16 protein-coding genes and 1 tRNA gene are annotated in these 13,907 nt (G+C 68.8%); 6 read left to right on the top strand and 11 right to left on the bottom strand.

Annotation, left to right across the window (positions count from 1 at the left end):
• Positions 1 to 84 precede the first annotated feature (84 nt).
• The 4 genes from L8H00_RS00840 to L8H00_RS00825 all read right to left on the bottom strand — a co-directional run bounded on the left by L8H00_RS00840 (position 85) and on the right by L8H00_RS00825 (position 3,751).
• On the bottom strand, positions 85 to 774 hold the full coding sequence (locus tag L8H00_RS00840; protein WP_242095325.1) for an ATP-dependent Clp protease proteolytic subunit: 690 nt from the start codon (positions 772 to 774) through the stop codon (positions 85 to 87).
• A 54-nt stretch (positions 775 to 828) separates the two neighbouring features.
• Positions 829 to 1,761 (bottom strand): glycosyltransferase family 2 protein, encoded by a 933-nt coding sequence (locus L8H00_RS00835; RefSeq protein WP_242095324.1) that lies wholly within the window; start codon positions 1,759 to 1,761, stop codon positions 829 to 831.
• 133 nt (positions 1,762 to 1,894) lie between these two features.
• Entirely contained in the window at positions 1,895 to 3,604 is a 1,710-nt protein-coding gene (gene tig / locus L8H00_RS00830) for a trigger factor (protein WP_242095323.1), read from the bottom strand.
• A gap of 62 nt (positions 3,605 to 3,666) precedes the next feature.
• Positions 3,667 to 3,751 (bottom strand) — tRNA-Leu (locus L8H00_RS00825).
• Between the two features lie 108 nt (positions 3,752 to 3,859).
• Between L8H00_RS00825 and L8H00_RS00820 the strand changes: the two genes are divergently transcribed.
• Positions 3,860 to 4,135, top strand: a complete 276-nt coding sequence (locus L8H00_RS00820; protein ID WP_242095322.1) for a hypothetical protein — start codon at positions 3,860 to 3,862, stop codon at positions 4,133 to 4,135.
• A gap of 30 nt (positions 4,136 to 4,165) precedes the next feature.
• A complete protein-coding gene (locus L8H00_RS00815; RefSeq protein ID WP_242095908.1) occupies positions 4,166 to 4,384 on the top strand; it encodes a hypothetical protein in 219 nt (72 codons plus the stop codon).
• Positions 4,385 to 4,552: 168 nt separating this feature from the next.
• Here L8H00_RS00815 and L8H00_RS00810 read toward each other — a convergent pair whose 3' ends face one another.
• Genes L8H00_RS00810 through gatC form a run of 6 tightly spaced genes read right to left on the bottom strand, consistent with a single transcriptional unit; the run spans position 4,553 to position 9,214 of the window.
• Positions 4,553 to 5,203 carry a peptidylprolyl isomerase gene (locus L8H00_RS00810; RefSeq protein ID WP_242095321.1) on the bottom strand — a complete coding sequence of 217 codons (651 nt, stop codon included), beginning with the start codon at positions 5,201 to 5,203 and terminating at the stop codon, positions 4,553 to 4,555.
• A complete protein-coding gene (gene gatB, locus L8H00_RS00805) occupies positions 5,200 to 6,684 on the bottom strand; it encodes an Asp-tRNA(Asn)/Glu-tRNA(Gln) amidotransferase subunit GatB (protein ID WP_242095320.1) in 1,485 nt (494 codons plus the stop codon). The genes L8H00_RS00810 and gatB overlap by 4 nt, the downstream gene beginning before the upstream one ends.
• Positions 6,681 to 7,097: a type II toxin-antitoxin system VapC family toxin gene (locus tag L8H00_RS00800; RefSeq protein ID WP_242095319.1), complete on the bottom strand. Its 417-nt coding sequence runs from the start codon at positions 7,095 to 7,097 to the stop codon at positions 6,681 to 6,683. The genes gatB and L8H00_RS00800 overlap by 4 nt, the downstream gene beginning before the upstream one ends.
• Positions 7,094 to 7,396, bottom strand: coding sequence for an AbrB/MazE/SpoVT family DNA-binding domain-containing protein (locus tag L8H00_RS00795; protein WP_242095318.1), 303 nt, complete (start codon positions 7,394 to 7,396; stop codon positions 7,094 to 7,096). Before L8H00_RS00795 ends, L8H00_RS00800 begins: the two co-directional genes overlap by 4 nt.
• A 46-nt stretch (positions 7,397 to 7,442) precedes the next feature.
• A complete protein-coding gene (gene gatA, locus L8H00_RS00790) occupies positions 7,443 to 8,927 on the bottom strand; it encodes an Asp-tRNA(Asn)/Glu-tRNA(Gln) amidotransferase subunit GatA (protein WP_242095317.1) in 1,485 nt (494 codons plus the stop codon).
• Complete coding sequence (gene gatC / locus L8H00_RS00785) at positions 8,927 to 9,214, bottom strand: Asp-tRNA(Asn)/Glu-tRNA(Gln) amidotransferase subunit GatC (RefSeq protein WP_242095316.1); 288 nt, start codon at positions 9,212 to 9,214, stop codon at positions 8,927 to 8,929. The genes gatA and gatC overlap by 1 nt, the downstream gene beginning before the upstream one ends.
• A 46-nt stretch (positions 9,215 to 9,260) precedes the next feature.
• On the opposite strand from gatC, the gene L8H00_RS00780 reads away from it, so the two are divergent.
• Both L8H00_RS00780 and ruvX read left to right on the top strand, forming a co-directional pair.
• Positions 9,261 to 10,367: a DUF3089 domain-containing protein gene (locus tag L8H00_RS00780; RefSeq protein ID WP_242095315.1), complete on the top strand. Its 1,107-nt coding sequence runs from the start codon at positions 9,261 to 9,263 to the stop codon at positions 10,365 to 10,367.
• Positions 10,364 to 10,843, top strand: a complete 480-nt coding sequence (gene ruvX / locus L8H00_RS00775; RefSeq protein WP_242095314.1) for a Holliday junction resolvase RuvX — start codon at positions 10,364 to 10,366, stop codon at positions 10,841 to 10,843. Before L8H00_RS00780 ends, ruvX begins: the two co-directional genes overlap by 4 nt.
• A gap of 9 nt (positions 10,844 to 10,852) precedes the next feature.
• On the opposite strand, the gene L8H00_RS00770 is transcribed toward ruvX, so the two are convergent.
• Entirely contained in the window at positions 10,853 to 11,458 is a 606-nt protein-coding gene (locus L8H00_RS00770; protein WP_242095907.1) for a TIGR02466 family protein, read from the bottom strand.
• A 236-nt stretch (positions 11,459 to 11,694) separates the two neighbouring features.
• Here L8H00_RS00770 and L8H00_RS00765 point away from each other — a divergent pair, with 236 nt between their 5' ends.
• Positions 11,695 to 12,678: an aspartate carbamoyltransferase catalytic subunit gene (locus tag L8H00_RS00765; protein ID WP_242095313.1), complete on the top strand. Its 984-nt coding sequence runs from the start codon at positions 11,695 to 11,697 to the stop codon at positions 12,676 to 12,678.
• Positions 12,675 to 13,907 carry an amidohydrolase family protein gene (locus L8H00_RS00760; RefSeq protein WP_242095312.1) on the top strand — a complete coding sequence of 411 codons (1,233 nt, stop codon included), beginning with the start codon at positions 12,675 to 12,677 and terminating at the stop codon, positions 13,905 to 13,907. The genes L8H00_RS00765 and L8H00_RS00760 overlap by 4 nt, the downstream gene beginning before the upstream one ends.

Below are 13,907 nucleotides of genomic sequence, written 5' to 3'. Positions count from 1 at the left end.
CCCCGCCGATTGTGGGACAGGCATGGTAACCCGCCCCTTACGCAAACCACAATGGCATAAAGTGCCTAACGATTTCGTCCCGTCTCAGGCGGCTTTCGCCATATCGTCGGCGGGCGCCGGGCGCTTGTCGAACACCTCGTCGACCAGACCGAATTCCTTGGCCTCATGCGCCTCGAGGAACGTGTCGCGATCCATCCGGCGCTCGATCTCCTCGATCGGCTGGCCGGTATACTGCGAATAGAGCTGGTTCATCCGGGCGCGGATGCGCAAAATTTCCTTGGCCTGGATCTCGATGTCGCTGGCCATGCCCTGCGCGCCGCCCGAAGGCTGGTGGATCATGATGCGCGCGTTGGTGAGCGCGACGCGCATGCCCTTCTCGCCGCTCGCGAGCAGGAAGCTGCCCATCGACGCCGCCTGCCCGATGCACACCGTACCCACGCGCGGCCGGATATAATTCATGGTGTCGTGGATCGCCATGCCCGCCGTGACGACGCCGCCCGGCGAGTTGATGTACATGAAGATGTCCTTCTTCGGATTCTCGGATTCGAGGAAGAGCAGCTGCGCGGTGATGAGGCTGGCCATGCCATCCTCGACGCCGCCCGTCACGAAGATGATCCGCTCGCGCAGCAGGCGCGAGAAGATGTCGAAGGAACGTTCGCCCCGGTTCGACTGTTCGATGACGATGGGAACCAGACCCGCCTGGGTCTGCTGGAGACCGAGGCCGGCATGCGCCAGCGGGCTCGCGAAATCGCCGGTCTCGAACGGATTGTGCATGGAAGAACTCGCTTGTGTGGGATGACCGCAACATCGGCGCTTGTCGCGGCGAGTTCAAGCCCCGCGCGACGGCGCGCGGTGCGCCAGATAGGCAAGCCGCCGCACCTCGTGCCGGCCGTGCACCACGGTGTCGAGGATCAGCCCCGTGAACACGTTGAGCGCGGCGAACAGCCCGAGACCCGTGATGAGGATCGCGGTCGGGAAGCGCGGGACCAGATGCGTGTCCAGATAGGTGAGGATCAGCGGCACGCCCAACGCCAGCGCCAGCGCCGCGAACACGCCGCCGATCGCGCCGAAGAACAGCAGCGGCCGCTCGATGCGATAGAGCGTCACGATCGTGCGCAGGATGCGCCAGCCGTCCGAATAGGTGCTGAGCTTCGATTCGGAGCCCTCGGGCCGCGCATAATAGGGCGTCTCGATCTCGGCGACCGGCATCCGCAGTTCGAGCGCATGGACGCTGATCTCGGTCTCGATCTCGAACCCGGCCGACAGGGACGGAAAGCTCTTCACGAACCGTCGCGAGAACACGCGGTAACCCGATAGAATGTCGGTGAAACTGCGCCCGAACAGCCGCGTCAGCATGCCCGTCAGCAGCGCGTTGCCAAATTGGTGGCCGCGGCGATACGCCTCCGCCGCTTCGTGCACCCGGCTGCCGACGATCATGTCGAGCTGTTCGTCGAGCAGCCGATCGACCAGCGCGGGGGCGGACGCTGCGTCATAGGTCGCGTCGCCATCGGCCATCACATAGATGTCGGCATCGATATCGGCGAACATCCGCCGCACCACCGCGCCCTTGCCCTGGATCCGCTCGCTGCGCACCACCGCGCCCGCGGCTGCGGCGACGGCGCAGGTCCGGTCGCGGCTGTTGTTGTCATAGACGTAGATGGTCGCGCCCGGCAGCGCGGCGCGGAACCCCGCCACCGTCTGGGCGATCGCCGCCTCTTCGTTGTAGCAGGGCAGCAGGACGGCGATTCTGGGTTCGGTCATGTGTCGCTCCCTGCCTTCACGGTGTTCCCCGGCGAAGGCCGGAGCCCAGTGGGGGAAGGTCTATAACGAAGCTGAGCGATCCGCCACGTTGGTCCTCCCTACTGGGCCCCGGCCTCCGCCGGGGAACAGGAGATCAGCCCTCGGTCGTCGTCGCGGCCTTCTTCGCGCGCGGCTTCTTCGCCGGTGCGGCGTCTGGGGCTTGCGTGCCCTCCGCATTCTCGGCTGCCACCGGCGACGATTCGAGCACCTGGGTTTCCGCGCTCACCGGCGCCGCCTTCTTGGCGCGCGGCTTCTTCACGGGCGCGGGTGCGGGCTCGACCTCGGCACCGGCATTGGCGCCCTTGGCGACGGGCTTGGTCGCTTCGGCAGGCTCGGCCGCTTCCGCGGGCGCGGCGTGATCCGCATGGTCGTGATCGGCGTGATCGTGCCCCGCGTGATCGTGGCCCGCATGATCGTGCCCGGCGTGATCGTGATCGTGATCGTCGTGGTTGTGGACGTGCGTGCCGGTCGCGAAGCCGTCTTCGCTCTCGATCGCGGCTTCCAGCTCCTCGCGGGTCGTCTCGCGATCGGTGATCTCGGCCTTGCCGAACAGGAAGTCGACGACCTTGTCCTCATAGAGCGGCGCGCGGAGCTGGGCGGCCGCCATCGGCTCCTGCTGGATATACTGGATGAAGCGCTGGCGATCCTCGGCGCCATATTGCTGCGCGGCCTGCGCGATCAGGCGGTTCATCTCCTGCTGGCTCACCTCGACGCCGTTCGCCTGGCCGATCTCGGACAGCAGCAACCCCAGGCGCACACGACGCTCGGCGATCTTGCTGTAATCCTCGCGCTCATTCTCCATCTCGGCCTTGGCGGCTTCGGGATCGGCCTCGTGGCCGGCCTCATGCTCCAGCTGCGACCAGATCTGCGCGAACTCCGCCTCGACCATCGAGGGCGGCACTTCGAAGTCATGACCCTCGGCCAGCTGGTCGAGCAGCTTGCGCTTCATGTGCGTGCGCGTCAGGCCGTTATGCTCCTGCTCGATCTGCCCCTTCAGCAGGCCGGTAAGCTGCTCCAGGCTTTCGAGGCCAAGCCCCTTCGCCAGATCGTCGTCGATCGTGCTTTCGCCCGCCACCTTGACCGACTTGATCGTCAGGTCGAACGTCGCCGCCTTGCCGGCCAACGACTTCTCCTGGTAATCCGCCGGGAAGGTCACGTCGATGCGGCGCTCCTCGCCCGTCTTGGCGCCGATCACCTGCTCCTCGAAGCCCGGGATCAGCCGGCCACTGCCGATCTCGACCGCCATGTCGGTGCCGGTGCCGCCGTCGAAGGCGACCTCGTCCACCTTGCCGACGAAATCCATCGTGACGAGGTCGCCGGTCTCGGCGGCCTTGTCGCCCGCATCGTCCCACTTCTTCTGCTGATCGGCGAACTTCTTCAACTGCTCGGTCACCGCTTCGTCCGAGACGGGCACCGTCAGCCGCTCCAGCGTCAGCGAATCGATCGCCGGCGTCGGCACCTGGGGCAGAACCTCCATCTCGACGGTCAGTTCGGCATCCTTGCCAGGCTCGTACCCCTCGCCGAGCGACACCGAGGGCTGCATCGCGGGGCGCAGGCCCTTTTCGGCGACGAGGCCCTGAACGCCTTCCTGGATCGCCGCATTCAGCGCGTCCTGATGAAGCGCGGGGCCGTGCATCTTGCGCACGAGGTTCGCGGGCACCTTGCCGGGGCGGAAGCCGGGCATCTTCATCTGCGGCGCGAGGCGCTTCAGCTCGGCATCGACCTTCGAATCGATGTCCTTGGCGGTGATGGTCAGCGTGAAGGCGCGCTTCAGCCCCTCGCTCAACGTCTCGACAGTCTGCATGAACGGGCCTTCCGGTAAGGATAATCGGTTGAGGCGTGCGTCCCGCCGCGGGGCGGCGGGACTGGTGCGGGCGAAGGGACTCGAACCCCCACATCTTGCGATACTTGGACCTAAACCAAGCGCGTCTACCAGTTCCGCCACGCCCGCAAGGACACCGCCGGTCGGCGGGCGTCTATACCAGCCGGGCGCTCCGGGGCAAGCGCCGAGGCAACCGCTGCGCGAACAAGGCGTTGATGGCCTGCAAGGAGAAACCCGATGGCCAGCATACCCCCCGCCGAATTCCCGACGCCGACACCCGATTTCGACCAGCCCGACGCGCCCGGCCACGAGATCGACACGCCCGCGCCCGATACCGACATCCCCTCGCCCCAGCCGACCGAGACGCCCAACATGGACGCGCCGAACCCGGTGGGCTTCGCGATGCCGACCAGCAGCGACGTCGGCACGCGCGAGGCCGGCGACACCGGCGATATCGGCAGCACCGACGCCATGACCGCAAGCACCGGCGGCCTTGCCGGCACCAGCCGCTAAAGAAGGACGATCATGACCGATCCCGAGACCATGCCCGACAGCCCGCCCCCCGCGGACGACCATCCCGACAGCCCGCCCGACCGCGCCGATCCGCGCAGCGACATCGAACAGGCGGTGGAAGCGCGCAGCGACGCGGTGGCGCGCGGCGAAGGCGGCCCCGAACCCGAAACGATGACCGCGCCCGGCCTGGCCGACGGCGTGGGCGGCACCGGCGGCGTGGTGCGCAATCAGGACGACGATGCGCAGTAGTTTTTAGGGGATGCCCAATCTGTTCCCCGGCGAAAGCCGGGGCCCAGGTGGGAGAACCCTTATTGGAGAACGCCGCGCCTCGTCACGATGGCCTTTCCAACTGGGCCCCGGCCTTCGCCGGGGAACAGTTCAGCCATTACCCTGATCGCGGCATGAAGCGCCCAAAGCTCACCGCGAAACCGGCACCCGCCGCGCCGAAACGATCCGCACCGCCTCCACCGGCACCTCGCCCTTGAACGCCCCGCGCAACGTCGCCGTCGGCGACACCGGTGCGTCCATCACGCCCACCACCACGTCCATACCCTCGACCACATGGCCGAAGGCGGCATAGCCCAGATTGTCGCCCGGCTTCGTCGGATCCGCATCCATCCCCGGCTGATCGCCCGCCAGAATCGTGAACTCGCCGCGCGCGGTGCCCGGGGCGAGCCGCGCGGTGGAGATCGTGCCGTTCAGATGCTTGATGCCGGTCACCGTGGTCGGCTCGTGACGGACGGGCGGCAGCGACCGCTTGGGGTCGCCGTTCGCGCCGAACTGCACGAAGCCGAAATGGTCCGCCACCTTCACGTCGCGGTAGAAGGTGACGCCGTCCAGCCGGTGCTGGTCGACATAGCGCAGGAAATTGCCCGCGCTGATGGGCGCATGCACCGTATCCGCCTCGATCACGATCCGCCCCGCGCTCGTCTCCAGCGCCACGCGCGGCAGTGGCGCGGACGCGACGGGCACGGGCGACGTCGCCACCGGCGCCGCGTTCGTCTGCGCAAGCGCGGGCATCGCCCACAGGCCGAGCACGGCAAGCAGCGACGGCGCGGCCATGCTCATGCCACCGACGGCCCGAGCAGCGTCTTCAGCCGCGCGTTGACCACGCCGGGATTGGCCTTGCCGCCCATCGCCTTCATCGTCTGGCCGACGAAGAAGCCGAACAGCTTGTCCTTGCCGCCGCGGTAATCGGCCACCTTGTCCGCGTTCGCCGCCATGATCGCGTCGATCGCGGCGTCGATCGCGCCGGTGTCGCTGGTCTGTTTCAGCCCGCGATCCTCGACGATCCGGGCCGGCGCCTCGCCGGTTTCGAGCATCACCTCGAACACCTGTTTGGCAAGGCTGCCCGACAGCGTTCCGTCGGCCACCAGCGCCAGCAGTTCCGCCGCCTGCACCGGCGTCACCGGCGAATTCGCGATGTCGCGCCCGGTGCGGTTGAGCGCGCCGAACAGTTCGGACGTCGTCCAGTTCGCCGCCGCCACTGGCGGCGCGCCCGCCTCCAGCAGCGCGTCGAACCAGCGCGCCGCTTCCACCTCGGCGGTCAGCACGGCGGACTGATAGGCGCCGATCCCCGCCGCCTCGTAACGCCGGCGCTTGGCGTCGGGCAGCTCGGGCAGGCTCGCGCGACATTCGTCGAGAAACGCCTCGTCCAGTTCGAGCGGCAACAGATCGGGATCGGGGAAGTAGCGGTAATCATGCGCATCCTCCTTCGACCGCATCGACCGCGTCTCGTTGCGGTCGGGGTCATAGAGGCGGGTTTCCTGCGCGATCGTGCCACCATCCTCCAGCACGTCGATCTGGCGCCGCGCCTCCTGCTCGACGACCGCCATCACGAAGCGGACCGAGTTGACGTTCTTCGTCTCGGTGCGCGTGCCGAGCCCCGCGCCGGGCTTGCGCACGCTGACGTTCACGTCGGCGCGCATCGAGCCTTCCTCCATATTGCCGTCGCAACTGCCGACATAGCGCAGGATCGCCCGCAGCTTGCGGAGGTAAGCGCCGGCTTCGGCCGGAGACGCCATGTCGGGCCGGCTGACGATCTCCATCAGCGCGACGCCCGACCGGTTGAGGTCGACATAGCTGCGCGTCGGGTGCTGATCGTGCATCAGCTTGCCCGCATCCTGCTCGACATGGATGCGCTCCACGCCGATCCGCTTCGTCGCGCCGTCGGGGTTCTTCTCGTCCAGCGCGATGTCGATCGCGCCCTCCCCCACCAGCGGATGGTAGAGCTGGCTGATCTGATAACCCTGCGGCAGATCGGCGTAGAAATAATTCTTGCGGTCGAAACGCGACCAGCGGTTGATCTGCGCGTCGATCGCCATGCCGGTGCGCACCGCCTGGCGGATGCATTCGCGGTTCGGCACCGGCAGCATGCCCGGCATGGCCGCGTCGACCAGGCTGACCTGCGTGTTCGGCTCCGCGCCGAACGTCGTCGCCGCGCCTGAGAAGAGCTTGGCGTTCGACGTCACCTGCGCATGGACCTCTAGGCCGACGACGACCTCCCATTCCCCGGTAGCGCCCTGGATGCGGTATGCGGTGTCGGTCATGGATGCGTCTCGGGTGTGATGAGGGAAAGATCGGGGAAGTAGCGATGATAGAGCCTGGCATCGCGGGTCAGCAAGGTGGCGCCGAGCGACAGCGCGTGAGCCCCGATGAAGAAATCGGGCAGCGGCCGCTTCGCCTCTCCTTCCCCACGCTCGGCGCGCGCTTGCAGGAAGCGGTGCCCGGCCAGGAACGCCGTCGCGTCGTCCAGCACGGACGACGTCAGTTCCAGCGGCGCCACCGCCACCTGAAGCGCGCGGAGCGTCGGGTAATCGCGGCTGAGTTCGGCGATCACGATCGCGTCGATTGCCAGGTCGCCATCGGCACGGGCCTCGGCCAATTGCCTTAGCGACCATGGCCGCCAATGCGGATCGTCCTGCAACACGTCGATGAGGACGTTGGTGTCGACGAAGATCACCAATCCTCGTGCCGATGCGGCCGGACATGGTCCATGTAATCGTCGGTCGTCGCAAAGCCGGTGTCGAGCGTGCCAACCACCGATCCGATCTGTGCGAGATACCGCGCCTTGCGCTCTTCGCGCGTTTCGGTCGGCTGGCGGGGCACGACCACCACCTGTCCGTCGGCATTCAGGCCGACGGTCACCTCGCCGCCCGGCACCAGACCGGCGCGCTCGCGCAAGCCCTTGGGAATGAGCACTTGACCCTTGCTGGTCATGTTGCCGTCGCTCGCTTCGGTGACGGGGCTATAGGCGTTCATCGCTCATCTCCAGTGTTACCGTGGTAACACTTTGTGGTTCAAGCGTCTACCACCAGGCCTCCGGCCGCGCGACGAAGCCGGCGCGCTGCTCGATCGCGAGGCCGGCGTTCAGCACGCCCTGTTCGTCGAGCGGCTTGCCGATGATCTGCAGGCCGAGCGGCAGCCCGTTCGCATCGAGGCCGCCCGGCACGCTCATCGCCGGCAATCCCGCGAGGCTCGACGGCACGGTGAAGACGTCGTTCAGATACATCGCGATCGGATCGGCCGATTTCTCGCCCAGCGCGAACGCCGCCGACGGCGCGGTCGGTGCAAGCAGCACGTCGCATCGCTCCCAAGCACGCTCGAAATCGCGCGCGATCAGCGTGCGGACGCGCTGCGCCTGCGTGTAATAGGCGTCGTAGAAGCCGGCCGACAGCACATAGGTGCCGATCAGGATGCGCCGCTTCACCTCGGGGCCGAAGCCGTCGGCGCGCGTCGCGGCATACATGTCCTGCAGCCCCGCCCCTTCGGGCAGATCGCGGATGCCGTAGCGCACGCCGTCATAGCGCGCGAGGTTGGACGAGGCCTCGGCCGGCGCGATGATGTAATAGGCGGGCAGCGCGTATCTGGTGTGCGGCAGCGAGACCTCGACGATCTCGGCACCGGCGTCGCTCAGCCAGGCGATGCCCTGCTGCCACAAGGCCTCGATCTCCGCGGGCATCCCGTCGACGCGATACTCCTTGGGAATGCCGACGCGCAAACCTTTCAGATCGCCCGACAATCCCGCTTCCCACCGGGGCACGTCGAGCTTCAGCGAGGTCGAGTCGCGCGGGTCGAACCCGGCCATCGCCTCCAGCAGGATCGCGCAGTCGCGCACGTCGCGCGCCATCGGCCCCGCCTGATCGAGGCTGGAGGCGAACGCGATCGTGCCCCAGCGCGAGCAGCGGCCATAGGTCGGCTTGATCCCCGCGATCCCGGTGAAGGCGGCGGGCTGGCGGATCGATCCGCCGGTGTCGGTGCCGGTCGCGCCCGGGCACAGCCGCGCCGCGATCGCGGCCGACGAGCCACCCGAGGAGCCGCCGGGTGCCAGCGCCGCATTGCCGCCGTCACGTCGTCGCCACGGCGAGATCACGTTGCCGAACGCCGACGTCTCGTTGGACGAGCCCATCGCGAACTGGTCCATGTTCAGCTTGCCGAGCATCCCCGCGCCCGCATCCCACAGATTCTGCGACACGCGCGATTCATAGGTCGGCACGAAGCCTTCGAGGATGTGGCTCGCCGCCGTCGTCGCCACGCCCCTGGTGCAGAACAGGTCCTTCATCCCGATCGGCACGCCGGCCAGCGGCTTGGGCGTCTCGCCCGCCGCGCGCGCCGCGTCGGCGGCGTCGGCGGCGGCGATCGCATGTTCGGGCGTTTCGACAAGGAACGCGTTCAACGCCTTGGCGCGGCTCACCTTCGTCACGAAGGCGTCGGCGATTTCGCGTGCGGAAAAGGCGCCCTCGCGCACGCCGTCGCGGATCGCGGCCACGCCCAGATCGGTCAGCTCGGTCATTATTCGATCACCTTGGGCACGGTGAAGAAGCCGTGTTCGGCCTGGGGCGCGTTGGCCAGAACCTGTTCGCGGATGCCGCCATCGGTGACGACGTCGTCGCGCAACCGCAGATGGTTGGGGATCACCGCCGTCATCGGCTCGACACCTTGGGTGTCGACCTCCTCCAGCATTTCGATCCAGCCCAGGATGTTGCCGAGCTCGGGCGCGATCCGGGTCGCGTCCTCCTCGGTGATCGCGATGCGGGCCAGGCTCGCGATCTTCTTCACGGTTGCGGGTGTGACGGACATGGCGCCCGGCTAGCATCCGGCCCGCGCCCCGTGCAAGGGTGCAACGATGGCCCGCAAGTTCCTCTATGCCTTCGCCGTGCTGATCGTGCTCGTGATCGCGGGCGCCTTCGCCTATCGGCTCTACGGCACGCAGCTCCTGCGGATGGCACTCGTGCCGCGAACGGCGTTCGCCGTGCAGCGCCGCGTCTCGCCCAATGCCTATGCGCCCGCCGCGATGTGGATCGCGCGGCCCGACATCGCCGGCAACCCCTCGCTCTGGACGCCCGCGGGGGCTGCGCCCACCCAAGCGCCGGGCGCGGCGGTCTTCTTCGTCCACCCCACATCCTATCTCGCGCGCGATCACTGGAACGCGCCGCTGAACGATGCCGAGGCCAATGGCCGCGCCGTATTGTTCCTGCGCGGGCAGGCGAGCGCGTTCAATGGCGTCGGCCAGGTCTGGGCGCCGCGCTACCGCCAGGCGACGTTCGGCGCGTTCCTGACGACCGCCGCCGACGCCGGTCGCGCGCTCGATCTCGCCTATGGCGACGTGGCCGCGGCGTTCGACGCATTCCTGACGCAGATCGGCCCCGATCGGCCGATCGTGCTGGCCGGCCACAGCCAGGGCGCGCTCCATCTCGAGCGGCTGCTGCGCGAACGGATCGCGCCCGACCCCGCCTTGTCGCACCGGATCGTCGCGGCCTATGTCGTCGGCTGGCCGATCTCGCGCAGCACCGATCTGCCGCGGCTCGGGCTGCCCGAATGCACGCGCGGCGATCAGGCCGGCTGCATCCTGTCCTGGCAGAGCTATGCCGAGCCCGCCGATCCTTCTCTGGTGGTCGAGGGGTATGACGCGACTACGGGATTCACCGGCGCGCCGCGCAAGGGCACGGCGATGGTCTGCACCAACCCGCTGACGGGCACCGCCGATGCCGCCGCGGCGGCCAGCGCGAATCTCGGCACGCTCTATCCGAACAAGGACCTGTCGGACGCGGTCATCATGACGCAGGCGGTGCCCGCGCGCTGCGCCCCGCCGGGGCTGTTGCTGATCGGGCCGCCCCCGAACGTCGGCAGCTATGTGCTGCCGGGCAACAACTATCATGTCTATGATTACAGCCTGTTCTGGGCGAATGTTCGCGCGGATGCGGCGCGGCGGCTGGCGGCGTTCGGGCGATGAGCGTGCTGACCGTCGATCGCGCCGTCTTTCGCGAAGCGCTGCCGCTGGGCGGCCGGATGATCGGCCTCGACGTCGGCACCAAGACGATCGGCACCGCGCTGTGCGACGCGGGGTGGAGCTTCGCGAGCCCGGCGCTGCTCGTGCGCCGCACCAAGTTCATGAAGGACAAGGCCGCGCTCGCCGGGCTGATCGCCGCGCAGGCGGTGCGCGGGATCGTGATCGGACTGCCGCTCAATCTCGACGGCAGCGAAAGCCCGCGCAGCCAGTCGACTCGGGCGTTCGCGCGCAACTGCGTCGACATGGGTCTGCCGATCCTGCTGTGGGACGAGCGCTGGTCGACGCAAGCCGTCACGCGCACCCTGATCGAGGCCGATATGAGCCGCGCCAAACGTGCCGAGCGGGTCGACAACATGGCCGCCGCCTATATCCTGCAGGGTGCGATCGATGCGCTGGTGGCGGGTGATCCGGCATTCTGAAACAGGCACTTACCAGCGATAGTTGAAGCTCACGCTGATCCGCTCGCCCTTGCCCGTGCCCGCGGGCACCTCGTGGCGCAGCCAGCTTTCCCACAAGAACACGCTGCCCGCCACCGGCACCGCCTCCACGAAGGTGCGCAGGGCGTCGGGCGCGTCGGCGAGCCGTGGCGGCGCGGCCATCATCATCGGCAGCCGGGGATCCTCCAGCTTCAGCCCGCGCGCACCCTCGGGCAGCGCGATATAGACGGTGCCCGACACGACGCTGTGCGGATGGAGATGCGCGGTGTGGGCGCCCCCGGGTTTCAGGACGTTCGCCCAGAGGCTGTCGAGCTTCAGCTTGCGCCCGCCCAGATCGAACGCGCATTCCTTCGCGAACGCCGCGACATGCCGGTCGAGCGCGCGCTTCAGATCGGCGAAGGCCGGATCGCGCTGCGGCAGGTCGTTCAGCGACGCATAGGAGGTATAGCCGCGATAGCCATGCGCCTTGGACCAGCGCCGCCCCGCCCCGTCGTCCTCGGCCAGCGCACGGCACGACGCCTCCAGATCGGCGACGAGCGCGGGATCGTCGAGCGACCCTTCGTACAGGAGCGAGGCGAAGAGCGTGCGGACCGTCATCGCCGCGCCATAGCGCAGCGACCACGCCGCGTCAGCCGCTGTCCTACAAGGCGGCATCCGTGCGATCTCGGCGGCATGCCGAACGCCGTCCGCCACGCCGCCCGCCTGCCGGAGCGACAGCCACACTGTCCTTCCACTTCGATGCTTCACACACCTCCACTTCCTCCACTTCGGCCCTCCGCTTCGGCGCCGCACGGCTTGCACGGCCGTGTTCCGGCCGCTACCCGACACCCTCGATGACCAGATCGGACCACCGCCCCGCCACGCTGATCGACGGGGGCGCCGTGTTCCCGCACCGGCACCTGACCGGGATCGACGGCCTCGAGCCGCACGAGATCGCCTTCCTGCTCGACGAGGCCGAAACCTGGGTGGACGCGAACCGCGCACATGCCACGCCCGACAAGAGGCTGGCCGGCCTGACGCAGATCAACGCCTTTTTCGAGAATTCGACGCGCACTTTGCTGTCGTTCGAGATCGCGGGCAAGCGTCTGGGCGCCGACGTCGTCAACATGCACGCCGCGCAATCCAGCGTGAAGAAAGGCGAGACGCTGATCGACACCGCCAAGACGCTGAACGCGATGCGCGCGGACGTGATCGTCATCCGCCACATGGCGTCGGGCGCGGTGCGGCTGATCGCGGGCAAGGTGGATTGCCCCGTGCTCAACGCGGGCGACGGGCGGCACGAGCATCCGACCCAGGCGCTGCTCGATGCGCTGACGATCCGGCGGCGGCGCGGCGCCATCGCCGGCCAGCGCGTGGTGATCTGCGGCGACGTGCTCCACAGCCGCGTCGCGCGGTCGAACATCCTGGCGCTCACCGCACTGGCGGCGGAGGTGCGGGTATGCGCGCCCTCCACGCTGATGCCGCCCGCCATCGAGCGGATGGGCGTCACCGCCTTCACCGATTTCGACGCCGCGCTGGTGGGGGCGGACGTGGTGATGATGCTGCGCGTGCAGAACGAGCGGATGGCGGGCGGCTATATCCCATCGGCGCGCGAATATCGGATGCGCTACGGGCTGACCGAGGCGCGGTTCGCGCGCGTGCCCGACGCGCTGGTGATGCATCCGGGGCCGATGAACCGGGGCGTCGAGATCGACTCGGTGGTGGCGGACCATGCGCGCTCGGCGATCACCGAGCAGGTGGAGATGGGCGTGGCGGTGCGGATGGCGTGTCTCGACGTGCTGACGAGGCGTGCGCGCGGCGTGGAGGGCTGGGCATGAAGCGCGCATTCCTCAACGCATCGCTCGTCTGCCCGGTGGGTGGCGAGCGGCCGGGCGGCCTGCTGGTCGAGGACGGCACGATCCGCGCCGTCGGCAATTTCGACCTGCCTTCCGACGCAGAAACGGTGGATTGCGGGGGCAAGATGCTGGCGCCCGCGCTGGTCGATCTGGGCGTGTTCAAGGTCGATCGCGCCGCCTGCCGCGCGGGCGGGATCGTCCGCGTCGGGCTAATGCCCGATCAGTCGCCGGTGCTGGACGATCCCGGCATCGTCCAGCGTGCCGCGCTGATCGGCAAGCCCGATCTGTGGATCCACCCGATCGCCGCCGCCACGCGCGGGCTGGCGGGGGCGGATCTGGCCGAGATGGCGATCTGCGCTTCGGCTGGCGCGCGTGCGGTCGGCACCGGGCGGGGATGGATCGCGGATGCCGGCGTGATGCACCGCGCGCTCGCCTATGCGCGCGATCTCGACGTGGCGATGGTCGTCCATGCCGAGGATGGCGGGCTGATCGGCGATGCGGTGGCGACCGCGGGCGAGACCGCGACTCGGCTGGGCCTGCCCGCCGCCCCCGCCGCCGCCGAGGCGCTGGCGATCGCGCGCGACCTGATGCTGGCGGAGGAAACGGGCGCGCGGCTCCACATCCGCCAGGTGACGACCGCGGGCGGATTCGATCTGGTCCGCGCGGCCAAGCGCCGGGGGGTGCCGGTGACGTGCGGGATCACCCCCGCGCATCTCCATCTCTCCGACATCGCGATGAGCGATTTCCGGACCTTCGCGCATCTTTCGCCGCCGCTGCGCGCGGAAAGCGATCGGCGCGCGGCGCTGGCCGCGGTGGCGGACGGCACGATCGACGTGATCGCCTCCGGCCATGATCCGCAGGGCCCCGAGGCCAAGCGCCTGCCCTTCGCCGATTCGGCGGCCGGGATGGCGGGGGCGGAAACGCTGCTGCCGCTCGCGCTGATGCTGGTGCGCGACGGCCTGGTGACGCTGCCCGCGCTGTTCGCGCTGCTCGCGCGCAACCCGGCGGCGGTGCTGGGACTCGACACCGGCACGCTGGAGCCGGGCAAGCCGGCCGACCTGCTGCTGTTCGATGGCGCCACGCCGTGGCGGATCAGCGGCGACTCGTTCGTGGCGTCGGCCGGCAACACGCCCTTCGACGGTCTGCCGGTCCAGGGCCGCGTGCTGCGACTGTGGAAGGGCGGCCGGGAGATCGCACCCCCGCCGGCGTGA

This window comes from Sphingomonas sp. CROZ-RG-20F-R02-07, assembly GCF_022662335.1.
Lineage (GTDB): Bacteria > Pseudomonadota > Alphaproteobacteria > Sphingomonadales > Sphingomonadaceae > Sphingomonas.
The sequence above is the reverse complement of the archived record's forward strand: the minus strand, read 5'-3'. Positions and strand labels throughout refer to the sequence as shown.